Annotated in this window: 19 protein-coding genes; 6 read left to right on the top strand and 13 right to left on the bottom strand. The window is 66.7% G+C overall.

Annotated elements, in window-relative coordinates:
* Positions 1-26: 26 nt before the first annotated feature.
* Both B9C43_RS24160 and B9C43_RS24155 read right to left on the bottom strand, forming a co-directional pair.
* Positions 27-1,448 (bottom strand): carboxylesterase/lipase family protein, encoded by a 1,422-nt coding sequence (locus B9C43_RS24160; RefSeq protein ID WP_084429330.1) that lies wholly within the window; start codon positions 1,446-1,448, stop codon positions 27-29.
* Positions 1,449-1,457: 9 nt separating this feature from the next.
* Entirely contained in the window at positions 1,458-1,820 is a 363-nt protein-coding gene (locus B9C43_RS24155) for a winged helix-turn-helix transcriptional regulator (protein ID WP_084429328.1), read from the bottom strand.
* Between the two features lie 81 nt (positions 1,821-1,901).
* On the opposite strand from B9C43_RS24155, the gene B9C43_RS24150 reads away from it, so the two are divergent.
* The 3 genes from B9C43_RS24150 to B9C43_RS24140 are packed head-to-tail and all read left to right on the top strand — an operon-like array spanning position 1,902 to position 3,994.
* A complete protein-coding gene (locus B9C43_RS24150) occupies positions 1,902-2,846 on the top strand; it encodes an NADP-dependent oxidoreductase (protein ID WP_084429326.1) in 945 nt (314 codons plus the stop codon).
* A 45-nt stretch (positions 2,847-2,891) separates the two neighbouring features.
* Entirely contained in the window at positions 2,892-3,371 is a 480-nt protein-coding gene (locus B9C43_RS24145) for a hypothetical protein (protein WP_033383277.1), read from the top strand.
* A complete protein-coding gene (locus B9C43_RS24140; protein WP_084429324.1) occupies positions 3,368-3,994 on the top strand; it encodes an alpha/beta fold hydrolase in 627 nt (208 codons plus the stop codon). The genes B9C43_RS24145 and B9C43_RS24140 overlap by 4 nt, the downstream gene beginning before the upstream one ends.
* Here the strand turns inward: B9C43_RS24140 and B9C43_RS24135 are convergent.
* Together B9C43_RS24135 and B9C43_RS24130 are read right to left on the bottom strand one after the other, a co-directional pair.
* Positions 3,960-4,922, bottom strand: coding sequence for a ring-cleaving dioxygenase (locus B9C43_RS24135; RefSeq protein ID WP_084429322.1), 963 nt, complete (start codon positions 4,920-4,922; stop codon positions 3,960-3,962). The two genes, B9C43_RS24140 and B9C43_RS24135, sit on opposite strands and share 35 nt — an antisense overlap.
* A 47-nt stretch (positions 4,923-4,969) precedes the next feature.
* Positions 4,970-6,469: a CocE/NonD family hydrolase gene (locus tag B9C43_RS24130; RefSeq protein WP_084429320.1), complete on the bottom strand. Its 1,500-nt coding sequence runs from the start codon at positions 6,467-6,469 to the stop codon at positions 4,970-4,972.
* 131 nt (positions 6,470-6,600) lie between these two features.
* Here B9C43_RS24130 and B9C43_RS24125 point away from each other — a divergent pair, with 131 nt between their 5' ends.
* Complete coding sequence (locus tag B9C43_RS24125; RefSeq protein ID WP_143446553.1) at positions 6,601-8,931, top strand: Tex family protein; 2,331 nt, start codon at positions 6,601-6,603, stop codon at positions 8,929-8,931.
* Here B9C43_RS24125 and B9C43_RS24120 read toward each other — a convergent pair whose 3' ends face one another.
* Positions 8,932-9,705: a tRNA(His) guanylyltransferase Thg1 family protein gene (locus tag B9C43_RS24120; RefSeq protein ID WP_235038807.1), complete on the bottom strand. Its 774-nt coding sequence runs from the start codon at positions 9,703-9,705 to the stop codon at positions 8,932-8,934.
* Between the two features lie 50 nt (positions 9,706-9,755).
* Positions 9,756-10,607, bottom strand: a complete 852-nt coding sequence (locus B9C43_RS24115) for a LacI family DNA-binding transcriptional regulator (RefSeq protein WP_160096664.1) — start codon at positions 10,605-10,607, stop codon at positions 9,756-9,758.
* Positions 10,608-10,785: 178 nt separating this feature from the next.
* Between B9C43_RS24115 and B9C43_RS24110 the strand changes: the two genes are divergently transcribed.
* Together B9C43_RS24110 and B9C43_RS24100 are read left to right on the top strand one after the other, a co-directional pair.
* On the top strand, positions 10,786-11,274 hold the full coding sequence (locus B9C43_RS24110) for a hypothetical protein (protein WP_084429316.1): 489 nt from the start codon (positions 10,786-10,788) through the stop codon (positions 11,272-11,274).
* A gap of 799 nt (positions 11,275-12,073) precedes the next feature.
* Positions 12,074-15,067: an AfsR/SARP family transcriptional regulator gene (locus B9C43_RS24100; RefSeq protein WP_235038806.1), complete on the top strand. Its 2,994-nt coding sequence runs from the start codon at positions 12,074-12,076 to the stop codon at positions 15,065-15,067.
* A 48-nt stretch (positions 15,068-15,115) separates the two neighbouring features.
* On the opposite strand, the gene B9C43_RS24095 is transcribed toward B9C43_RS24100, so the two are convergent.
* The 7 genes from B9C43_RS24095 to B9C43_RS24060 form a co-directional block, all read right to left on the bottom strand.
* A complete protein-coding gene (locus tag B9C43_RS24095) occupies positions 15,116-15,673 on the bottom strand; it encodes a hypothetical protein (protein ID WP_143446552.1) in 558 nt (185 codons plus the stop codon).
* A gap of 123 nt (positions 15,674-15,796) precedes the next feature.
* A complete protein-coding gene (locus tag B9C43_RS24090; protein WP_084429312.1) occupies positions 15,797-17,065 on the bottom strand; it encodes a sensor histidine kinase in 1,269 nt (422 codons plus the stop codon).
* A 50-nt stretch (positions 17,066-17,115) separates the two neighbouring features.
* Entirely contained in the window at positions 17,116-19,473 is a 2,358-nt protein-coding gene (locus B9C43_RS58620; RefSeq protein WP_235038805.1) for an acetyl/propionyl/methylcrotonyl-CoA carboxylase subunit alpha, read from the bottom strand.
* Positions 19,474-19,478: 5 nt separating this feature from the next.
* On the bottom strand, positions 19,479-21,074 hold the full coding sequence (locus tag B9C43_RS24075; RefSeq protein ID WP_084429310.1) for an acyl-CoA carboxylase subunit beta: 1,596 nt from the start codon (positions 21,072-21,074) through the stop codon (positions 19,479-19,481).
* Positions 21,071-22,747, bottom strand: a complete 1,677-nt coding sequence (locus tag B9C43_RS24070) for an acyclic terpene utilization AtuA family protein (protein WP_084429308.1) — start codon at positions 22,745-22,747, stop codon at positions 21,071-21,073. The genes B9C43_RS24075 and B9C43_RS24070 overlap by 4 nt, the downstream gene beginning before the upstream one ends.
* A 46-nt stretch (positions 22,748-22,793) precedes the next feature.
* Positions 22,794-23,450 carry a response regulator gene (locus B9C43_RS24065; RefSeq protein WP_084429306.1) on the bottom strand — a complete coding sequence of 219 codons (657 nt, stop codon included), beginning with the start codon at positions 23,448-23,450 and terminating at the stop codon, positions 22,794-22,796.
* The gene (locus tag B9C43_RS24060) at positions 23,450-24,565 is read right to left on the bottom strand and encodes a sensor histidine kinase (RefSeq protein WP_143446551.1); all 1,116 of its coding nucleotides are present in this window, start codon (positions 24,563-24,565) and stop codon (positions 23,450-23,452) included. Before B9C43_RS24060 ends, B9C43_RS24065 begins: the two co-directional genes overlap by 1 nt.
* Positions 24,566-24,568: the final 3 nt, after the last annotated feature.

Here is a 24,568-nt window from a genome sequence, read left to right as displayed (position 1 = left end):
AGACCACTTTTCCAGTCAAGAGGTCGTCAGAACGGGAACCACGCACCCGGTTGCCACGAAACATCGCCCCACGCCAGGCGTTCCCGCCGGTTCGGGTCGAACTCGACGTGCGGGTCCTCGTCGAAGACCAGTACCGGCCGAGTCTCGCCGTAGGGCGGCCAACTGGGCAACGGGATGCCGTCCTCGATGAAGTTCACCCACGCCTCGTGGATCTGCGCGGCCGTGATCTCTCTCGGCAACGAGGCCTGAGCGGGCGGGTTCCACACCATCCCGAGTTCCATCCCGTGCGCCCCGTCAAGGAAGTGCGGGACGCCCGGTTGCGCGATGTCGATGCGGTACCGGTAGACGCGGCTGTGCGGTGCCTGCGCGTCGGCCAGCCGCTGAGTGGGAATGCCGTAGCGCTCGTCGCTCATCACGGCGATCTTCGCCGCGTCAGCGCCGCGCGTGTCCCGATAGGTGTCCAAGATCTTGGTATTGCCGAAGATCTCGATGAGCACGTCGTCGACCGGCGCGATCGCCTCCTCGCCGAGAAACGCCGAGAACGTGGCCGCCTCGTTGCCGTTGTGGCCGATCATCAGCCGGATCCCGGCGGCGCTACCGGCCGCGATGAGCGATGTCGGCGTCGCGGGCAATACGTTCGGATGAACTGTCGGACGCCATAGCCACACCGCCGCCATCCCCGTGAGGATTCGTTCCTGCGCGGCGAGGATGTCCTCGGCGGGCACGGACCGCAGATCCTTGGTACCGAGTTCGTCGATCAGCCGCCGGGCGATCCGCGTGCCCTGCTCGGGAGTCGCGACGTGATCACCGCCGCTGCTGATGATGGCCTGGGAGAACAGGTTCCGGCTCATCGGGCTGGCCATCAGGTTGCCCACGCTCTTGGCCCCCGCGGAAACACCGTAAACCGTGATCCGTTGTGGGTTTCCGCCGAAGGCCCCGATGTTGGCACGCACCCAGCGCAGCGCCGCGATCTGGTCGAGCAGGGTGCACACGCCGGCATCCGGTTCGTCGGGACCGAAGATACCGGCCAAATAGGTCATTCCCAGAGCGCCAAGGCGGTAATTGACCGTCACCACCACGATCCCGGCACGAGCGAACGCCTCGCCCTCACCGGCCTGGATCCCGCTGCCGGTCCGATAACCCCCGCCGTGCAACCAGAACAGCACGGGCCATCCGCCCGGCGGTGGCGTGCCTTGCGGTGCGCACACGTTCAGGTACAGGCAATCCTCACTGGACGGTGCCGCGGCGACGCCGATCTCCTGCGGTTGCAAAGCCTGCGGCCCGAAATCGGTGGCACGCCATGTCCCATCCCACCGCGGCGCGCGTCTGGGCGCGCGCCAGCGCAACTCGCCGACCGGCGGCTCGGCATACGGAATACCGCGCCAGACAACACATCCCTCGCCCTGCAGCCCGCTGAGCCGCCCCTGCTCGATCGTCACCAAGGCCACGCGTCCCCACTATAGGGACGCGATCCGGTGCAGGTTGTCCTCCACCCATGAACGCAGCGCGGCCAACGGCTCCGCGACGCTCCGTCCGAGGTCAGTGAGGGCGTATTCGACGTGCAACGGCACCGCCGGGTAGATCGTCCGGTCGACGAACCCGGCTTCTTCCAGCTTGCGCAGGGTGCTGGTGAGCACCTTGGGGCTCACACCCTCAAGCCTGCGCTGCAGTTCGCCGAACCGCTGCGGCCCCTCCTCCATCGCGCCGATGGCCAGCGCGGCCCACTTGTTCGCCAATAGGTCCAGCACACCTCGGCACGGGCACTGCGCGGCGTAAACGTCGTGCTTGTCGTGCTGTCCCGTTGGACAAGAGAGCGTCACTTGAGCCTCCTAGCTGCATACTTCCCGATAGATAGTACCTGCCCTTGCGGGAAACTAGGGCCTCAGGGATAGCTTCGAGCCATGCGAGCAATCAGTCAGAACGAGTTCGGCGGCCCCGAGGTGCTGCACGAGATCGACATCCCACGCCCCGAGCCAGCACCGACGGAAGTGCTGGTCCGCGTGGTCTCGGCCGGCATCAACCCGGTGGACGCGAAGACCCGCGCGGGTGGCGGGATGGCGGGTGTGCTCGGCCAGCCGCCGTTTGTCCTGGACTGGGACGTGTCCGGCGTGGTCGAGGAGGTCGGCTTCGGCGTGCACACCCTCAAGCCGGGTGACGAGGTGTACGGGATGCCGTGGTTCCCTCGCCAGGCTGGCGGGTTCTCGGAGTACGTGACCGCTCCATCCCGGCACTTCGCCCTGAATCCGTCCACTGTGGACTTCGATGCCGCGGCGGCGGTGCCGTTGGCCGGGCTCACCGCGTGGCAGATCCTCCACGACGCGGTACACATCAAGACCGGACAGCGGGTGCTGATCCACGCCGCCGCGGGAGGTGTCGGCCATTTCGCCGTGCAGTTCGCCAAGGTCGCGGGCGCACACGTGACGGGCACCGCCAGCGCCGCGAAGCATGACTGGCTGCGCGACATCGGCGCCGACCAGGTCATCGACTACCGGTCCACACGCTTCGAGGACGTGGCCGGTGACCAGGACATCGTGGTCGACCTGATCGGCGGCGAGAACGCACTCCGGTCCATCCAGGTCACCAAGCCGGGCGGCATCGTCGTCGCGGTCCCGGGCGGAGTCTCGGCCGATCTCGCCGCTGCCGCCGAGAAGCGCGGCGTGTCCGCGATCCCGTTCCTCGTCGAGCCGGACGGTCACGCGCTGACCGAGATCGCCGCCCTGATCGACGCGGGCAAAGTGCAGGTCGAGGTCGAGCAGGTGTTCCTGTTCAGCGAGATCGCCGCGGCGCACCAGCGCCAGGAAAGCGGCCGCGCGCAGGGCAAACTGGTGGTCCGCGTCGCCCCTTGACAGTCAACGTCAAGTACTTGACACTGGGCGTCAAGGAGGCGGGTGATGACCGAGACCGGACCACTGGCTCAGCAGCTGATGTCGATCATGGCGAGCAGACTGCTGGATCCCTTGGAGATCCTTTTGGCCGAAGATCCGCTCGCGGGATCGAGCATCGGCACTGACCCGGTCTCGGATCTGCGGGAACGATGCGAGCAGGCCGCCGAGTCATGGGCGGCCCGCTTGCTCGGCCCGCAAGGCAACTACGCGGTCGCGAGCATCATCGGCGCCCTGTACCCGGGCGACGACGCGTTCGATCCACCCGCGGACTGGTGGCGAACCCCACTCGGGCAGGTTGTTCTGCTCCAGATGGGTTTCCCCGGCCGCGAGGCGGTGTCGTACTCGCTCGCGGGCGCGATGTTGGGCGTCACCAGGCAAGGCGTGCACGACCTGGTGACCCGCAACAAGCTCGCCCGCCATCCCGACGGGGGCGTCACCGTGACGTCCATCCGTGAACGGATCCAGCTGAGGGGACAACGCAAATGAGAGACCTGTTGTTGCTGCACGGCGCGGGCGACAGTCCAGCGGCATGGGATGAGTTCATCCCGCTGATGCCCGATTTTCGTTGCGTGGCACCAGATTTGACCGGCCTGACGACTTGGGAGGCGATGCTCGACCACCTCGAAAGTCTCGACCTGGACAACCCGGCCATCGTCGGGCACTCGCTCGGCGGAGCGTTGGGCATCAAATGGGCCCACCGCCATCCCGAGTGCCCGGGCGTGGTCAACCTGGACTGGCACGGCCATCCATCGACCTACCCCGGCCTGACCGACGCCGAAGTCGGCAGTTGGAAGGCCAAGCTCAAGGAAGTCTTCGATGAGATGGCCAAGCAGATGCCGCCAGAGCACGCCGCGTTGCGCGCCTTGATCGACAACGACTCGGTCCACGACCTCTACGACGGCCTGACCGCCAGGCACCTCGCGGTCGTCGCCAATCAACTCACAGCAGCACAGGAGCCATTTGCCGACTACTACAACGCCATGCGCGAGGGCATCATCGCCGACCTGTCCGGTCACCAGGTCGTCCGATTCGAGGGATCACACGCCATGCAGCGGCAACACCCGCAGCAGCTGGCTAGCCTGTCCGCTCGTTTTCTGTTGGAAGGTTGAGTCTCGGCAGCATCGCCTCAATCTCTTCTCGTTGTGGCTCAAGCCATGGCGGTAGCTTCAAGGCCCGTCCGAGCTCGAGCAACGGCTCGTCGATCGCGAAACCCGGCTGGTCGGTTGCCACCTCGAGCAAGGTTCCGCCTGGTTCCCTGAAATAGATCGACCTGAAGTACTGACGGTCCAAAATGGATGTCACATTCACGCCTCGGTCGACCAGTTCCTCACGCCATTCCACCTGAGTGTGCTCGTCCGGCGCGCGCCACGCGACGTGGTGCACGGTGCCGACCGCGACCACACCCGGCGGAGCTTCCGGCGTGACAAGGACGTCCACCAGTTCACCGGCACCGCCCGCACCCGCGGCGAACCGGAACCTGTTGCTGTCCTCACCCACCTGGTGCAGACCGAGGTCGTCGACCAGCATGCCGGCCGTCGCCTCCGCTTGGTCCACCGACAAGGTCACCGAGTGCAGGCCACGGATGGCGTGCTCAGGCGGCACGAACCCGTGATCCCACGGCTCGCGCGGGTCGCCCTGAACATGCGCGACCAGCGCGATCGCCAACCCGTCTGGGTCCCGGAACGTCAGCGCTTCCTCTTCGTCCCTGCTGACGACCTGACCGACCTCGACGCCAAGGCAGGTCAAGTGCGACTTCCACCAGCCAATGGAAGCCGCGGGCACCGAGAAGGCCGTTGTGGTGGCCTGCCCGTTGCCTTGCCTGCCGACCGGGGCCTCGCGCCACGGGAAGAACGTCAGCAGCGAGCCCGGCCGGCCGGCGCTGTCGCCGTAGTACAGGTGATAAGTGCCTGGGTCGTCGAAATTGACCGTGGTCTTGACCAGGCGAAGGCCGAGGGTTCTCAGGTAGAAGTCGACATTGCGCTGCGGGTCACCGGCGATCGCGGTGACGTGGTGCAGTCCGCTTGTCGCGACGGACATGGGTCGCTCCTCTCGCCGCGCCCCATTGTCCGCTCAGGCCGCTGGTTTCACCTCCTAGGAATGCTCAGCGTGCCAACGATCTTGACTGTGCCTGGTTTGCTTTCGCCCGCGTACCGCAGATCCGCACTGTCCACCACCAGCGCCAGGTGATGCCCGGCGCGCACGTCCCACGAGATCGACTCTAGCGGGAAATCGATGGTCGCCGTCTTCGTTCCCCTGATCGTGTAGGGGGTGTGTGTGATCAGTGATCCGAAGCCCACCGGGTTCACGTCATAGAGGTACGCCATCAATGTCGTGTCCTCGTTGGTCGAGGTCACAGTCGCGGAGAGTCGTGGCTTGCCCACAACAGTTGCGCCATTCGGGTAGGCCGGCCCGTTCCACACGCCCGCGGGCACCGCACCGGGAACGAAGACACCCGTCGGAATCTTGAGGTATCCCTGCAACGCACCGCTCAACAACGGGATGCCACTGTTGGCGATGCTGTCGATGCCGGTCACGAAAGTCTTACTGCCCAACGAGATCTTGTCCGTCGCCGTCGCCGCGGCAGCCAAAGAGGGGTAACCGCGCCATGTTCCGGCGTTGGCCGACATCAACTGGACTGGCGGCGTCCGGTTGATGCCGTTGTCGGCTCCGTTGAGGTAGTGATCGAACCACTTCGTGACCGCGTTCCACACGTCGTTGGACAGCCCCACCGCGCCGAGCAGTTCCGAGGTCGCGTGGTCGCCGCCTTGCAACATCAGCCGTTTGGGCACCCGCAGCCGATCGTAGAAATCCACCGCCTGGTTCGGCGGGAAGATCGCGTCCTGCCACGAGTTCGCGATCAGGATCGCGGCACCGTTGGCATTGATCTTGTCCACCTTGGTGCTCGCCGATCGCGACGGCGCCAGCTGCCTGGCGTAGTCGATCTTTCCTTGCAGGAACTCCGCGGTGATCCGGCGAAGATCCGGCCCCGGCCTGCCCGCCACCTGCGCGACGGCGAGCAGCGCGCCTGCCGACAGTTGACTGACCGTGTGGTTGGGATAGAGCGAGGCCTCCAGGTCGGCCCAGGTGCTCATGGACGCGACCGCTTTGATCCGACTGTCATTCGCTGCCGCGAGCAGTCCGATGCCCGCTCCGTAGGAAATGCCGGCCACGCCGATCTTGCTCGGATCGGCAGGGGTGTTGGCCAACGCCCAGTCGATCACCCGGCTGACGTCGTTGACGGTGTCCGGGCCTGCCACATCGATCTCGCCGCCGGAGTCGTAGAACCCACGGCTGGTGTAACTGATGACGACGTCACCGCTCTCGGCCGCGAGTTTGCGGGCCGCGCCGACGTATTCGAGGTTGGGCGCTCCCCAGCTGGCAGGCATGACGAGCAGGGGGAACGGGCCGTCGCCACGCCCGGTCGGGGTCACCACGAATCCGCGCATCGGCGTGCCGTTATGGCCAGGAATTGCCTGATAGGAAATGTCGGCGCCGAATGCGGTCGCGGCGCCGGACGCGGGGGCGAACAAGGCGCCGGCCGCGGCCACGGTAGTCAGCAGGGTCAACATCCGTGAGCTGCGCATATACCCTCCATTGGGTGTCGCGTAACCAGCACAACGCGCGAGCCACCCATGGGGTTACGCATCAGTAACTTACTGGACGTATGTTTCACCCCTGCCTTGAGCTATCAGGGCCTGAGGGCACAATGCACGGCGTGACTTTGTCGATAGACCAGCGGATCGCCGAGGAGCTGGGCGTCCGCGAGCACCAGGTGAAGGCCGCGGTCGACCTGCTCGACGGCGGCGCGACCGTGCCGTTCATCGCCCGGTACCGCAAGGAGGTGACCGGCACGCTCGACGACGCGCAGCTGCGTACGCTCGAAGAGCGGCTGCGTTACCTGCGAGAGCTCGAAGAGCGGCGGGTGGCGATCCTGGAATCGGTGCGATCGCAAGGGAAACTCACCGACGAGCTCGAGCAGCAGATCCGCACCGCGGACTCGAAGGCCCGGCTCGAGGACATCTACCTGCCGTACAAGCCCAAGCGGCGGACCAAGGCCCAGATCGCCCGCGAGGCTGGTCTGGAACCACTCGCCGACCAGCTGCTCGCCGACCCCACGCTGGACCCGCAGGCCACCGCGGCCGGGTTCGTCGACGCCGAGAAGAACGTCGCGGACGCGGCAGCCGCATTGGAGGGCGCCCGGTCCATCCTGGTCGAGCGCTTCGGCGAGGACGCCGACCTGATCGGTGAGCTGCGTGAACAAATGTGGTCACGTGGCCGTCTCGCGGCAAAGGTGCGCGAAGGCAAGGAAGAGGAGGGCGCGAAGTTCTCCGACTACTTCGACTTCGCCGAGCCGCTCACCAAGCTGCCGTCGCACCGCATCCTGGCGATGTTCCGCGGTGAGAAGGAGGAGATCCTCGATCTCAACCTCAACCCGGAGCCCGACGACGAGCCGGCGACCGGGCCGAGCGACTACGAGATCCGCATCGCCGCCAAGTTCGGCATCGACGACCAGGGCCGTCCGGCCGACAAGTGGCTCGGTGACACGGTCCGTTGGGCGTGGCGCACCAGGATTCTCGTGCACCTCGGCATCGACCTGCGGATGCGGCTGCGCAACGCGGCCGAGGAGGAAGCCGTCCGCGTGTTCGCCGCGAACCTGCGTGACCTCCTGCTGGCTGCGCCTGCCGGAACCCGCGCGACCATGGGCCTCGACCCCGGTTTCCGTACCGGCGTGAAGGTCGCGGTCGTCGACGGCACGGGCAAGGTCGTCGCCACCGACACGATCTACCCGCACGAGCCGAGGCGCGCCTGGGACGAGTCGATCCACAAGCTCGCCTTCCTGTGCAAGCAGCACAAGGTCGAACTGATCGCGATCGGCAACGGCACCGCGTCCCGTGAGACCGACAAGCTCGCCGGTGACCTGCTCAAGGCGCACCCGGACCTGCGGTTGACCAAGGTGATGGTGTCCGAGGCCGGTGCGTCGGTGTACTCCGCTTCGGCGTACGCCTCCGCCGAACTGCCCGGGCTCGACGTTTCCTTGCGTGGCGCGGTGTCCATCGCGCGCCGGCTGCAGGACCCGTTGGCGGAGCTGGTGAAGATCGACCCGAAGTCGATCGGTGTCGGCCAGTACCAGCACGACCTGTCCGAAGGAAAGCTGTCACGGTCGTTGGACGCGGTCGTCGAAGACTGTGTGAACGCGGTCGGCGTCGACGTCAACACCGCTTCCGCGCCGCTGCTGACCCGCGTGTCGGGTATCGGCGAGGGCCTGGCCGAGAACATCGTGTTGCACCGCAACACCAACGGGCCGTTCCGCTCGCGCACCGCGTTGAAGGAAGTGCCTCGCTTGGGCCCCAAGGCTTTCGAGCAGTGCGCGGGCTTCCTGCGGATCCCCGACGGCGACGACCCGCTGGACGCTTCCAGCGTGCACCCGGAGTCCTACCCGGTCGTCCGGCGGATCCTGAACGCCACCAAGACCGACGTGCGGTCGCTGATCGGCAGCCCGACGCTGCGCAAGCTGCAGCCGCAGGACTTCGTGGACGAGAAATTCGGTCTGCCCACGGTCACCGACATCCTGGCCGAGCTGGACAAGCCGGGCCGTGACCCTCGCCCGGCGTTCAAGACCGCGACCTTCGCCGACGGCGTCGAGAAGATCTCCGACCTCAAGCCGGGGATGACGCTGGAAGGCGTGGTCACGAACGTGGCCGCGTTCGGCGCGTTCGTGGACATCGGCGTGCACCAGGACGGTCTCGTGCACGTGTCCGCGATGTCCCGCAACTTCGTCAAGGACCCGCGTGACGTGGTCAAACCCGGTGACATCGTCAAGGTGAAGGTGCTGGAGGTCGACATCCCGCGCAAGCGGATCGGCCTGACGCTCCGGCTGGACGACGAACCCGGCAAGCCCGCTCAGCAGCAAGGCGGTGGCCGTCGGGACAACGGCGGCCGTCCGCAACGCGGTGGTCAGCGCGGCGGCGGCCAGCAGCGGCGCAACGAGCCACCGGCGAGCGGTTCGATGGCTGATGCCCTGCGGCGTGCGGGTTTCGGGAAGTAGTCAGGGTTTTCCAGCGATGAGGTCGGCGAGGAACTCCCGATAGGGCTCCTTCATCGGGAGTTCCCGCTCCTCACGCACTCGACGGCGGGTCGCGGTCACCACCATCGCCCGCTTCGGGTCATATCCCGGGCGTTCGTAGGTCTCCCACCACAAGCCGACACCTCGGCGCTGCCACGTGGGGACCTCGTTGAAGTTCACGCCGTGCCGGAAGAGCATTTCGTTCTTGGCCGAGGCATTCGCGCCTTCCAAGGCTTTTGTGGCTTCTTGCCTGCTTCGGCCGTCTTTGCGCAATGTCCAATAGCACCAGCCGTTCAACGCGGAACGAGCCGCGTCGGCCTGCCGCCAGGAGAAGTAGTCGATCACGTCGACCGGGCCGGTTCCGATCCAGACCCGGCTGTCGAAATGCGCCGGTTCGCCGACGGCGTGGGTGAAGGCGGCGGCGGTGACACTGGCCGACAACGACACCAGTTTCTCAACGCCACGGCCGAAGATCTGCGACTCCGGGTCCAACAGCACCGAGATCTCGTCGCTCTCGGTGTACGCGTACCGGCCGCCGAACTCGACCAGCAACGCCTTGGCTGCCTCCGTCATCAGCTGCGAGAAACGTAAGTCGAACGGCTTGTCGTACCGCTGTTCGGTGAACCGCGAGAAGCTGCGGCCATCCACCCGCAAGATGGCCCATGCTCCCGGTGGCACGGTCATCGAGTGGAACCACTCCCGCGCCCGCTGGCCGGCTTCGAACTCCTCGCCGTGCACTCCCCGCCCCTTTGTCACCGCTTTGACACTGTGCGTGACACTAGCGGTATCGACCGTGGTCAGCCCGACTAGGTCGTGCCACGGATCTGCAGCTCGTCACGGCCGCCGCCGCGGTGTTCGTGGACACCGGTGTTGAGCTGGTCGAGCAGCAGCCTCGCGGCCAGCGAGCCGTCGGCGGCGTGATCGTGGCTGACCGCCGTGATCTCCGGGTACACCGTCCGGCACACCGGAGCGTCGTCCCACGCGATCACTGCGAGGTCCGTGGGGATGCGCTTGTTGAGAACCGCCGCGTGGGCCACGACCTTCGCCGCTGCCATGGGGTCCTCGTAGATCACCGCCGTGACATCTTTCAAGTCCCGGGTGGCAGCCAAGGCTTCGTCCGGGCCTGCGGCGATGTGACTGATCTTGGTGTGTCCTCGCTGCGTGAGGTGCTCGGTCACCTGACGGCACTTGCCAGCCGTGTCGGGCAAAACGGCTGACATGTCCGGATGACTGGCACCGATTAGGACAGTCGGCACGCTCAGCTTGTGCAGCAACGCGATCCGCGGGTCGTTCGGGGACGGGTCGATCAGCAGCATGCCGTCCACCCGGCCGGACGCCCACCAGTCCTGATAAGTCTCTTCGGCGTCCTTGGCGATCGCGAGCTGCAGGACGACACCGTCGTGGGCGAGCTCGCGTTCGATCCCTTCGACAGTCGGCCACGGCACCTCTCCGGCCACCACCAGCCCGATGACACCGACCCGCTCGCTCGACAAGGCCAACGCGGCTATGTTGGCTCGCCAGCCCAGCGCGTGCGCGATCCGTGACACGCGCTCCCTGGTCTCCTCGGACACGCCAGGACGGCCGTTGAGCGCGTAGGACACCGCCGCCTTGGACAGTCCAGCGCGCCGGGCGATGTCGCCGATGGTTGGTCGCTTCATGTCCGCCTCCGCAAGTTCGCCCATCCGAGGGATACCCAGCCAAGACCCGCAGCTCAAACCCCAATCCGAAATGACTGTTCCGCCAACCGCCCGCCCCAGACTGTCGGTACCTCCCGCGATGCTGTCGCCGCACTGGGTTCACCAGGAACCCACCGAGCACACCACCCGAGGAGACACCATGGGAATCGTGGACTGCAGCGCCGACGTCCAGGCCAACGGCCGCAAGTACACCGTCCGCGCGGCCACCCTGCCCGCGAACGGCGACCAGGACGAATCCGTCGAAGTCGCCTTGTCCGGCCTCGATTCGGCAGGCGCGGCAACCGAATGCGGGTCGTTCAAGCTGCCTGCCGACAGCCTCAACGTCGTCGGCAAACTGATCAGCCAGGTGCTCTCCGGACTGTCCACATTGAGCGGACGGTCCACCGCGAGCCCGGCCAACGCCCAAGCACCGTGGACGAAGGAGCAGGACGAGGAACTGCGACACGTACAGCGCGCACGCCTTCCGCCGGATCCTCGCCGATCACTTCGGCCGCACGACCGGATCAATCCGCGCCCGATTGCTCCGAATCGGCTGCGATCCGGACGCACCCGGCCACGCCTACGTCCCGCTGCCCGGCGAGTCGTGATGCCGTTGCACCCATCCCGCCCGCCCCCGCGCACACCGTGATCCCCGCCCCTCGTGAGCCCGCACCCTCACGTGGCCCAAATCCCCTTCCTGGGAGCGGCCTTCGCAACCAACTCCGAACCCCCACACCACTCGTGCCCTCATCAGAGCCAGGCCCACCACGCCGGAGGCACATAGAAGCAACGACATCAACCACCCGCGATCGCGCCACCGCACAAACCCACACAGCTCACGTCCGTCCGCAACCCATTCCCAGGAGGTGCCTTCCCAACCAAACCAAACCACCCGCCGTACCGCCCACAGCGCAGGTCCCCGCCACTCAATTCCTGGAGGCGCCTATCCGGCCACTACCGACCACAACCGCGGCACCCATACCCACAACCGTCCGCTTGAAGGAGCTGCCTTTCGACCAACACTGACCCACCAGCCCGTGTCCCCCGCAAGAATCGCCTTCCCACCCCGCGCGGCCGCGCACCCACATAGCTCGTGTCCTTACCCATGCCTTCTGGGAAGCGCCTTCCGACCACCATCGAATCCACAACCGCAGCCCGGTAACTCACGTCCCCACTTTGCTGGAGCCAGCCATGAGAGGAGTCCCGCCACGAAACCAGACTTTGTCTCCACCGAGCCCGACCGGCCGGCCGCGACGATCTCGCCCGCGTCGAATGATCAGCTGACCAGCCCAAACAGGGCAGGTGGCGCATCGTGAGAGGTTTTCAGTTCCACCCGATCACCTGCGGAGGTTGCTATTTCACCTTATGAATTATCGCCTGGTTGCGCATTCACTTTCCATGCTGGCTAAGCTGCACCCCGCCCAGCTGCTGGAGAAGGCGACGACACTGTGAAATTCGGCGTGCTCGGCCCGCTGACCGTGGCGGGTCCGGAGGGGGAGGTTCGATTACGCGGTGAGCATCAGCGTGCGCTGCTGGCCATGCTGCTGTTCCACGCGAACCGTCCCGTGACGACCGACTTGCTTGTCGGCGCGTTGTGGCCGGAGCTGCCGCCGAAGTCGTACGCGTCCAATCTGCATACGTATGTGTCGCGGTTGCGGGTCCGCCTTCCCGGTGTCCGGATCGACCTGGCCGGCCGTGGGTACCGGCTGCAGGTCGCCACCGAGGACGTGGATCTCCTGGTGTTCCGGGAGGCCGCGGCCGCTGGACGGAGTGCGGCGCGAGCCGGTCAGCCGGAGAAGGCGGCCACCTTCTTCCGCAAGGCGTTGGCGCAGTGGCGCGGTCATCCGTTGACCGACATGCATGTGCCGGTGCTCGACGCCGAGCTCGGCAGGCTCGAGTCCGAGCGGATGGCGGTGTTCGAGGACTGCGTGGACGCCGAACTGGCGGCGGGCCGGCATGCGGAGGTGGCGGCCGAGTTACAGGCGGCGTTGGCGGAGAACCCGTTGCGGGAACGCCTGGCCGGTCAGCTGATGCTGGCGTTGCAGCACTCGGGGCGGCAGGCCGAAGCACTTGAGGTGTACCGGAATACTCGGGCCACGCTCATTGACGAGCTTGGTGTCGAGCCGGGAACCGCTTTGCGGCGGCTGCACACGTCGATGTTGCAAGGGGACGGTGACGACGCGCCGCTGCCGCGGCCGACATGGCCGATCTGTCAGCTGCCCGCCGTTGCTGCGGACTTCTCTGGGCGGGAGCAGCAGCTGGCCGAGGTGACCGGCCTGCTCAACCCGGGCGGTCACGGTGTGCCGGTGGTGGTGCTCAGCGGCGAACCGGGTGCGGGCAAGACCAGTCTGTCGATCGGCGCGGCGCACCAGGTGCGGTCGGTGTTCCCGGACGGACAGCTGTTCGTGCCACTGTCCGGAGTGGACTCTCCGAGGGACACCGGCGCGGTGCTGGCGGACCTGTTGCGTGGCCTCGGCGTCAGCGGTCCGGCGATCCCGGACGACCTGCAGGCCAGGGCGGCGACGTATCGGGGGATGCTGACCGACCGCAAGGTCCTGGTGGTGCTGGACGACGCGGCCGATCCGGCACAGGTGCGGCCGTTGCTGCCGGGTACGCCGGGTTGCGCGGTGCTGATCACCAGCCGCAAGCGGCTGAGTGGTCTCGCCGGGGCGAGCCGGCTCACGGTCGGGCCGTTGACCGGTGACGAGGCGCTCCGCTTGCTGGAACGACTTGTCGGGCGGGCAAGGGTTTCCGCCGAGCGGGCGGATGCGGTGCGAATCGCCGACGCGTGCGGGAATCTGCCGTTGGCGTTGCGCATCGCCGGGACGAGGCTGGCGCTGCGGCCGAACCTTCGGCTGGGGTTGCTGGCCGATCGGCTGGAGGACGAGGGAAGGAGGCTGGACGAGCTCGAAGTCAGCGATCTTCAGGTACGGGCGAGCCTGACGCTCAGCTATGCCGCGCTGGAGAAGACGTCACAGGTCGCGTTGCGACGGCTTGGTCTGATCAACACGGTCGACCTGCCGGAGTGGCGGATCACGACGTTGCTCGACACCCATCCTGCCGAAGGTGTTGTCGAGGACCTGGTCGAATCCGGATTGCTGGAGCCGACCGGTACCGACGAGACCGGCGAGCCGCGCTACCGGTTGCATGACTTGGTGCGGGTGTTCGCGCTCGAGCGGGCACGGATGGAGGACAGCGCACGGGAGCGGTACACGGGTGCGCGGACGATCATCGACGCGATCATCGGCATCGCGGACGTCGCGGCGCGCAAGCTGCCATGGACCATTCCCTTGCCACGGCTGCACGGTCCAATTCCGACGCAGCCATTGGTACCTGAGTTGGTCGAGCGGCTCACTGCCAACCCCGCGGCATGGTTTGCCGCGGAGCGGGCGAACCTGCTCAACGGCATCCCGAAGATGACCGCGCTCGGCTGGCACACCGACTCGATCCTGTTGATGGACCGGCTTTCGGTGTACCTGTGGGCCGAGGGGTTGTACGCGGACATGCGCGTGGCGTACCAGAGCATCGCCGACGCTGCGGACAAACAGAATCCACGGGTCGCCGCCCGCGCGAGGTCAGTACTCGCGTTGCTGTGGCATGCCCGCGGGCAGTACGAGAAAGCGGTGGACGAGTACCGGACCTGCGCGGTCGAACTGGCCGAGTTGGGCGAGGACGAAGCGCTGGCGTGGGTGCGCACCAACTTGGCGGCGTGTCTGATAGCGGTCGGCAAGTCGGACGAGTCGATCGAGCTGACCACGGCGGCCTGGCAGGAACTGCGCGATGACCCGTTCGCCGGTGGTTCCGTGCTGCGTACTCAGATCGCGGCGCTCAACCGGTTGGGGCGCACCGAGGAATCCGCGGGGTTCGAGGCCGAGGCACTCGATTTGGCCAAGAGCTTCGGCGAGCCAAGGCAACTGGCGATGGCGTTGCACGACAAGGCCTGGGGTTGCGTGCTGGGCGAAGGGAATCTGGAGAAAGCGCACGAACTCGCCCAAGAGGCCATCGCGTTGCTGCGGTCGGTCGGTTCACGGTCATCGCTTGCCAAGGCGTTGCGCACGATGGGCGCCGTGCTGGCCGGCTTGGGAAAGCGTGAGGAATCCGTGCGAGCGTTCCGGGAAGCTCGTGACATCGCCCGCGAACTCACTGAGCGGCCAAGGGAACTGTCCTGCACCAGGGCCATCGCGGCGGCTTGGATCGGTGACGGCCGTGCCGGTGAGGCGATCACCGTGCTCAGCGAATGCCTTGAGACATATCGCGAAATGGGCAGTACGTCGGCGACCACGATCACGCTGAACCTGTTGGCCGCCGCCTACGACTCACAGAATGACGTTGTCGCGGCCAAGGAAGCCCGCGCCGAAGCCGAGCGACTTGGCGACCCCCGGGACACCAACACCGCGATTCTGTTGAAACTGCTGCTGAATCTCACTTTTGCGACACCTTAGGGCCGGACGCACCCCTAGCCCGTCCGACCCTCCCCCGGTGTCTTTCCATCAGGCCTGCTGCTTGAGCGCCTTGGCGTAGCGGCCGTTCGGCGACAGCCACATCAGCGGAATGCACGCGACCGCGCCGAGAGCCGCGACCCAGCTGCTGATGGACATGATCGTGGTGGCGGCTTCGGAGTCGAGGCCGACGATGCCGCCGAACAGGAGCGTGAAGGCCGCGGCGATCGTGGCCAGCACACGCACCGCGGTGGACGCCTTGCCCATCAGCAGGCCGAACAGCAGCAACAGGGCGCCCGGCACGATCAGCAGATACGCCCGGACCTCGAGAGTCCCCTGCGCGACCGTGGTCGCGGCTTCCAGGAACGAGCCGCCCTCGGCCAGGATCGCCTCAACGCTCTCCCCCGTCACGATCGACACTGCCTTGGCGCCGATCTCCCTGGCCAGCTCGACACCACCGGCCAGCGTGATCACGCCATAGGCCACAGCGGACAGTCCCGCAAGGACCGTCACGACCAGCGCGGCCCACAGAGTCCCCGGCTTGGTCGGCGCGGCGGCCATCGGGTACCCAGCGTGCTGACCGGTGGGAGTAGTCGGATAAGTGCTCACGTTCCTCAGTGCTCCTTGATCTGCGGGAGTGGGTGACAAATGTCGGGGTCACCCAGGCGCAGCACATTAAGAACACCGGCCACACGGAACGAACACCGCCGTTGCACAGTTATTGCAGTCCGGTCAACGCTCCTGGCCCGCGATCAGCTCACACGGCACGGACATCACGATCACGGTCGGCCCGCCGATCGGACTGCTCACCACCAGTGTGCCGTCGAACGCGGAGAGGCGCCGCTCGATTCCACGCAATCCTGTGCCACCGCTCGCGTCTGCGCCACCGCGACCGTCGTCGCCGATGAGCATCGTCAGCTTGCCGTCGTCGTAGGTCAGCCGGATCCAGGCTTTGCTCGCAGACGCGTGCTTGGCAATATTGGTCAGTGTTTCCGCGACCGCGAAGTACGCGGCCGACTCGACAGGCGCGGACAACCGTCCCGGAATGTCGATCTCCACATCGGTTTTCATCGGATTGGCCAACACAAGCGCTTGGATCGCGCCGTCCAGTCCCCGGTCGGCGAGAACCGGCGGGTGGATTCCGCGCACGAGGTCACGCAACTCCGCCAATGCCTGTGAACTCGCTGCCCGGGCTTCGGCGAGCAGTTCCCGAGCCGCCGCCGGATCGCGAGCCACCGTTTCCTCAGCCATACCAAGGCTCATACCGAGCGCCACCAAACGGGCCTGCGCGCCGTCGTGCAGATCGCGCTCGATTCGCCTGAGTTCAGCGGCTTGCGTATCGACGGTGTCAGCACGTGACACGGTCAGTTGCTGAACGCGGTTGGCCAACCGTGCTGCCTCAGTGGGTGCAAGCAATGACGCGGTCAACCATGCCTGTGCCCGCATCAGGTACGGCGAGGCGAAGTACCAGATAGCCACATACATCACGCCAACCGGGACACCGACGAAGATCGCCGATGCGGTGGAGTTCACCGAAAGGAAGCCCATCAGGTTGACGTCGGCGTCGGCGGGCAGCGCCCACCACCACGTCGCCAGCGTGATGTGCCCGATCCCACCGACCAGCAGGGCGAAGTTCGTGATCGCCAGCGCCGAACCCGCGGCCATCTCAACGAACAACCACGCGACGTCACGCCAAGTCGCCGGATCACCGATGATGGCGAACACCCGCCGGTACATGCCGTGCCCGGGGACGCGGGCACGGTACGGCCGCTCGATTTCCGTACCGAGGACCCATCCGGCCTGCTTGCGGTGCAGGTTGGTGAACGCCCGCAGCACCGCGACCACGCCAAGGACCAGCGGGAAGCCGATCCAGATGAAGGTCAGCCCGATCGAGGTGAGCAGGAGGGCCAGCAGCACGTACAGCGGGGGCATCATGCCGATCAACGCCAGACTCCAGCCGAGGAGCTGAAGCCTGGTGGGCGCCGGACGTGGTGAACTCATACGTCCATTCTGGTACGCGGACGGCCGCTAGCCAGTGGACTTAGCCCTACTCATTCGAGGGGCGTTACCACCGCCAGGACCGCACCGAGATCGACCTGCTGACCTGCGGCAACCGGCAGCGAACTGAGGGTGCCCGCGGCCGGAGCGGTGATCTTGTGCTCCATTTTCATGGCCTCGAGCCACAGCAACGGCTGCCCCTGTTCGACCTGGTCACCGGCGGAAACCGCGACCCGGACCACAGTCCCCGGCATGGGTGCCAGCAGAGAGCCCGGAGCTGCCTGGCTCGACGGATCGGTGAACCGCGGCACGGGCGTCAACGTGACCGGGCCCAAGGGAGAGTCGACGCAGACCACATCCGGATACACCGAGACCCGGAACGCACGCCGCACCCCTGCCAACTCCAGCACCACCGCATCCGGCTCGGCACTGAGCAGCCGCAGGTCCGAGTAGCCATCGGCAACCAGGCCAGCGCGAGTGTGCCGGTACGTGACCTCGACATCGCCGGAGGCGGTGCTGTACACCTTCCGCTGCGGCTGCGACGGCACATTCCGCCATCCGCTCGGCACATCCATGGAACGGCGCGCCGCGGCGTCCGCCAACGCGGCCGCGAGTGCACTGACCGCCTCGGCATCCTTGTCCGCAAGCGGCTCGGCGAGGACAGCGAGTCCGTGCCGGTCGAGGAACGCAGTGTCGGTGTTGCCTGCGAGAAACTCGGGATGCCGCAACACACGGACAAGCAAGTCCCGGTTGGTCGTCAGCCCATGAATCTCCGCCCGCGCCAGCGCCCCGGCCAACCCGAGCGCGGCCTCGTCGCGCGTGGGAGCGAACGAGATCACCTTGGCCAGCATCGGGTCATAGAAGACGCTGACCGCCGAACCGTCCTGCACCCCACTGTCCAACCGAAGCCCAGGTTCGCCCGGCACGGTGAATTCGGACGTCACGCCGGGCACAGCCAACCGATGCACCACACCGCTTTGCGGCCGCCAGTCCTGCGCGGGATCCTCGGCATACAGCCGAACCTCGATCGCATGCCCCCGCACCGGCGACAACCCAAAATTGTCAGACCCCTGCGGTAGCATTGAAATCAGGGGTTCCCCCTGGGGAATTGTTGTTGTGGAAGAGCTTGCGCCCGAGGCGTCCGACGCGAGCTGTCCAGAACTGTCAGACCCTTGCGGTAGCGTTGAACCAAGGGGGTCCCCCTGGCGAATTCCTGGTGCAGAAGCGGTCGTGCTCAGGTCGGTCTGGGACCGCGCCGCGTCAGACTCAGAACTGTCGGCCCCTTGCGGTAGCGTCGAATTCGGGGCTCCCTCGGCAGCAATTGCTGATGCGGAAGCGGCCGCGCTCACACCGGTCCGGGACTGCGCTGCGCGCGACCCCGAACTGTCAGACCCCTGCGGTAGCGTTGAATCAAGGGGGTCCCCCTGGCCAATTCCTGGTGCGGGGAAGGCTGCCGTTGGGGGTGCGATGGTGCGCAGGTGGGCGCCTTGGGCGATCAGGATTTGCAGGCGGACCAGGTCGGCTCCGGTCGTGCACTCGGTCACGGGGTGCTCGACTTGCAGGCGGGTGTTCATTTCCAGGAAGTAGAAGCGGCCTTGTTCGTCGGCGAGGAACTCGACCGTGCCGGCGCCGGTGTACGAGATCGCGCTGGCGGCGGCGCGGGCGGCGGCGAAGAGCCGGGCGCGCATTCCTGGTGTGCGTTCGACCAGTGGGGATGGCGCTTCTTCAATCACTTTCTGGTGCCTGCGCTGGATTGAGCATTCGCGTTCGCCGACTGGCCAGATCTCTCCGTGTTGGTCGGCCATGATCTGGACTTCGATGTGGCGCCCTGTTTCCAGGTATGGCTCGCAGAACACCGTTGGGTCGCCGAATGCGGACACGGCTTCGGATCGGGCTGCTTCCAGCTCTCCAGGCAGGTCATCCAGCGCACGGACGATTCGCATGCCGCGTCCGCCGCCGCCTGCCGATGCTTTGATCAGCACCGGCAGGTCGGCCGCCGTCACGTTGTCCACTTCGGACAGAACTGGGACGCCCGCGGCCGCCATCAGTTCCTTGGCCGCGATCTTCGAGCCCATCTGGTCGATTGCTTCCGGCGATGGGCCGATCCAGGTCAGGCCCGCCGCGATCACTTCGCGGGCGAAGTCGGCGTTCTCCGACAGGAAGCCGTATCCCGGATGGATCGCGTCAGCGCCTGCTCTCAACGCCGCTTCGATGATCAGGGAACCGCGCAGGTATGTCTCCGCAGGCGAGTTGCCGGGCAGGCGCACCGCTGCGTCGGCCTCGTGCACGTGTGGCGCTGCGGCGTCCGCGTCCGAATAGACCGCGACGCAGCCGAGGCCGAGGGCCCGGCAGGTACGGAACACCCGCCGGGCGATCTCGCCCCGGTTGGCGACCAGAACACTCGTGATCATCGCTCTCACATCCGGAAGACGCCGAAGCCGTCCGCGCCGGCCACTGGCGTTGTGTGGATGGCGGACAGGCAAATCCCAAGGACCGTGCGGGTGTCGCGTGGATCGATCACGCCGTCGTCGTACAACCTGCCGGACAGGAACATCGGCAGTGACTCGGCCTCGATCTGCGCCTCGACCATCGCGCGCATGGCCGCGTCGTTGTCCTCGTTGTACTCCTCGCCACGGGCCAAGGTCGCCGCTCTTGCCACAATGGACAGTACGCCCGCGAGTTGCTGCGGGCCCATTACCGCTGACTTTGCGCTGGGCCAGGCGAACAGGAACCGGGGGTCGTACGCGCGGCCGCACATTCCGTAGTGCCCGGCGCCGTAGGACGCGCCCATCAGGATCGAGATGTGCGGCACCTTCGAGTTGGACACCGCGTTGATCATCATCGAGCCGTGCTTGATGATCCCGCCCTGCTCGAAGTCCTTGCCGACCATGTATCCCGTGGTGTTGTGCAGGAAGATCAACGGGGTGTCGGTCTGGTTGGCCAACTGGATGAACTGCGCCGCTTTCTGCGACTCCTCGCTGAACAGCACGCCCTGGGCGTTGGCCAGGATGCCGACGGGGTAACCGTGCACCGAGGCCCAGCCGGTCACCAGGCTGGCACCGTACAACGGTTTGAACTCGTCGAAGTCCGAACCGTCCACCACTCGGGCGATGACGTCACGCGGGTCGAAGGGGATCTTGAGGTCGCCGGGCACAATGCCCAGCAGCTCTTCTTCATCGTGGCGAGGAGGGGTGAACGGACGAGGCGTCGCGCCGCGCTTCTTCCAGTTCAGGCGCGCCACGATTCGCCGGCCGATGCGGATCGCGTCCTGTTCGTCAACGGCGAAGTAGTCGGCGAGACCGGACTTGCGCGCGTGCATCTCCGCGCCGCCGAGGGACTCGTCGTCCGATTCCTCACCGGTGGCCATCTTCACCAGCGGCGGGCCGCCGAGGAAGACCTTGGATTGGCCCTTCACCATCACGACGTGGTCGGACATGCCCGGCACGTACGCGCCACCGGCCGTGGCGTTGCCGAACACCAAGGCGATCGTGGGGATACCTGCCGCCGAAAGCCTGGTGAGGTCACGGAACAACCGGCCGCCTGGGATGAAGATCTCCTTCTGCGACGGCAGATCCGCACCACCCGACTCACCGAGGTTGATCAGCGGTAGCCGATTCTCCAACGCGATGTCCATGGCACGGAACGTCTTCTTGACCGTCCACGGGTTGCTCGACCCGCCGCGCACGGTCGGGTCACTCGCCATGATCATGCATTCGACGCCCTCGACCACGCCAATCCCGGTGACGACGCTCGCGCCAACGGTGTAGTCGCTGCCCCACGCGGCGAGCGGGGACAGCTCGAGAAATGGCGAGTCCGGGTCGACGAGCAGCTCGATTCGTTCCCTGGCAAGGAGTTTGCCGCGTTTGCGGTGCCGGTCGACGTACTTCTGCCCACCGCCCGCGATCGCCTTGGCGTACTCGGCGTCCAGTTCGGCGAGCTTGCCGAGCATCGAGTCACGGTTCGCCGCGTACTCCGCCGACGCCGTGTCCAGTGTGGACGGCAACGTCGTCACAGCAGTACCTCCGGGATGTCCATGTACCGCGCCCGCAACCATTCGCCGAGCGCCTTGGCCTGTGGGTCGAACCGGGCCTGCGAGGCGACACCGTCGCCGAGAATGCCCGTGACCACGAAGTTCACCGCTTTCAGATTGCCGAACACGTGCCGGGTCACCGGCAGCGAAGCGGTTTCCGGCAGGAGCCTGCGGAACTCGTCGACCGTGAGCGCGTGCACCAGCCAACGCCACGCCTCGTCGGTACGCACCCATACGCCGACGTTCGCATCGCCACCTTTGTCGCCGCTCCGCGCGCCCGCGATCGTGCCCAGCGGAACCCGTTTCGTCGGCCCAGTCAGTGGTTCGGGCAAAGCGGGCTCGTCGACTTCGGCGAGCTCACGGGTCTCCGCCGCAGGCGGAATAGAGATCGGGTTGCCGTCCACAATGGCCACGTGCTCGACGAGCTTGGCGTCCACGTAACCAGGTTTGAACAGCCCGTACGGTGACGCGTCGCCAGGCGGCGCGGTGACGTGGAAGCCTGGGTAGCTGGCCAGAGCGATTTCGACGGCGGCGTTGGAGAATGCGCGCCCGACGACCTTCGGATCGGCGTCCTTGACGGCACATCGCAAAAGCGCGCTCGCCTCTTCCTCGCCCGCCGCGTCCGTGTGGTCCGTCCGGGCCAGCGTCCATTTGATCTCGGCCGGTGGCTTGGCGAACGTCAGCTGCTGCTTGACCAGTTCGGCCTTGGCTTCGATGTCCAGTCCGGTGAGGACGAAGACCATCTCGTTGCGGAAGCCGCCGAGGGTGTTCAGCGACACCTTCAACGAAGGTGGGGGCGGTTCGCCGCGGACACCGCTGATCCGCACCCGGTCGGTGTCCTCTTGGGACAGTTCGATCGTGTCGAAGCGAGCGGTGACGTCCGGCCCGGCGTATCGCGCGCCGGAGATCTCGTAAAGCAGTTGGGCCGTCACGGTCCCCACGGTCACAGCGCCACCAGTGCCGTCGTGCTTGGTGATCACGCTGCTGCCGTCGGCGTTGATCTCCGCGATCGGGAACCCGGGATGACGGATGTCGTGTTCCTGGAAGAACGAGTAGTTGCCGCCGGTGGCCTGGGCACCGCACTCGATCACGTGCCCGGCGGCCACGGCACCGGCCAGCTGGTCGTAATCCGTTGGCTGCCAGCCGAAAGCGGCGATCGCCGGGCCGACGATCACCGACGCGTCGGTCACCCGGCCGGTCACCACGACGTCGGCACCGGCCTTGAGGCACTCCGCGATGCCGAACGCGCCGAGATAAGCGTTGGCAGTCAACGGTTCGCCAAGCCCGAGCTCGGCCGCGCGACCGATCAGGTCGTCACCTTCGACATGCGCCACACGGACGTCCAGCCCGAGTTTCGCGGCCAGCTCGCGCAACGCGTCGGCCAGGCCGGAAGGGTTCAGCCCACCGGCATTCGCGACGATCTTCACGCCGCGTTCCACGGCCAGACCGAGGTTCTCCTCCATCTGCCGCAGGAACGTCTTGGCGTACCCGAGCTTGGCATCCTTCATCCGGTCGCGGCCGAGGATGAGCATGGTCAACTCGGCCAGGTAGTCGCCGGTGAGGACGTCGAGCGGCCCACCGGTGAGCATCTCGCGCACCGCGCCGAACCGGTCGCCATAGAACCCGGACGCGTTGCCGATCCTGATCGCCGACATACCGCCAGCATGCCAGCCGGCCCCAAAACAAGCAAGCGTGCTTGTTTTATTCGCCTGCCTGCACCAGGCCGTGCCGGTAGGCCAGCGCGACCAGCTGAGCACGGTCACGGGCGCCGAGTTTGGCCAGCGCACGGCTGATGTGGGTCTTGGTCGTGGCCGGGCTGATGACCAGCTCGCGGGTGATCTCCTCGTTGCTCAACCCGCGCGCGACCAGCGCCACGACCTCCCGTTCCCGGGCGGTGAGCTGGGCGAAGACGTCGTGGTTCACCGATCCGCCAGGCCTGGCCGAACGGGCGATCAACCGACGGGTGATCCCCGGCGACAGCAGTTCCTCGCCGCCGGCCACCACCCGGATGCCGTGCAGGAGCTGAGCCGGGTCGGTGTTCTTGAGCAGGAACCCGCTCGCCCCGGCCTGCAGGCCCGCGACCACGTAGTCGTCCTCGTCGAACGTGGTCAAGATCAGGATCCGGGTGTCCGCGAGCGAAGGATCCGCGGCGATCAGCCGGATGCCCTCGATGCCGTCGACGCCCGGCATCTGCACGTCCATCAGGACCACGTCAGGGCTGGTCGCGTGTGCGATCTCGGCGGCCGTGCCACCGTCGCTCGCCTCACCGACCACGGTCATGTCCGGTTCGCTGTCGACCAGCACCCGGAAGCCGCCGCGGACCAGCGCCTGGTCGTCGGCGATCAGAACCTTGATCATCACTGGTCCTTCCGGATCGGCAGTACACACCGGACTTCGAAGCCGCCCGTCGGCAACGGGCCCGCGGTCAGCGTGCCACCCAGTTTCCTCGCCCGTGCCCGCATTCCCTCGATCCCGTGACCGCCGCCCGGTACCGGAGCACCCGGCTTCCCGTCGTCGCGCACGATGATCTCCAAGGCTGCGCCGTAGACCAGTTCCAGCCAGACTTTCGTGGCGTTGGCGTGCCTGCGGACGTTGGTCAGCGACTCCTGAACGATCCGGTACGCCGCGAGGTCCACAGCCACCGGCACAGTGCGGTCCTCCCCGCGCGTCACCACCTCGACGTCGACTCCCGCCGTGTCGAGCAACTTGTCCACATTCGCCAGTCCACCAGTGGCGGTGCGCATGTCGGGTGATCGCATCGCGCTGAGCAGGACACGCACCTCGGCCAGGCCCTCGTCGCTGATCTGCTTGATGGTGTTGAGGGCTTCGGCAGCTTGGTCCGGCTTGCGCTGCATCACGTGCACCGCGACACCGGCCTGCACGCTGATCGCGGCCATCGTGTGACCGAAGACGTCGTGCAGCTCACGAGCGATCTCAAGGCGTTCCTCGGCCGCCTGCCTGCGGGTCTGGTCGGAACGGGCCTCCGCGATGCGCTCGGCACGCTCACGGGCTCCGGCCGCGAAGGCGCGATGGGAGAACACCGCCGCGCCGAGCGCGGTCGCGGCGGCCTCCAGCGGCACGGCGTTGAACACCTGGTCGCCGAGCCACTCTCCGTTCAGGGTCAAGCGCACCGCCAGAACCGTGACGGCTGCGGTGAACAGACCACCTGCCACGCCTGCCTTCCATCCTCGGTACGCGGCCAGCGTGTAACAGCCGATCAGCGGGGCGACGGTGATCAGACGGCCGTGATAGTCGAAGTGGAACCACGCCATAGTGACCAGGTTGACCACGACAAGACAGCTGGCCGGGAACGCCCGCCGGAACGCGACAGCGGCACCAGCCACCACCGCGAGCACGACGGCGCCCACATCCAGCGGACCCGATGGCCCCGGTGGTCCCACCTCCAGCAGGCTGGTGGCCAGGACCAGGGCGATCACCCCTGCCCCCAACGCGATATCGGCCGCTCGTGGCACGTG

Source organism: Kibdelosporangium aridum, assembly GCF_900176515.1.
Classification (GTDB): domain Bacteria; phylum Actinomycetota; class Actinomycetes; order Mycobacteriales; family Pseudonocardiaceae; genus Kibdelosporangium; species Kibdelosporangium aridum.
Note: the sequence above shows the minus strand (reverse complement) of the source record. Positions and strands in the feature narration are given on the sequence as shown.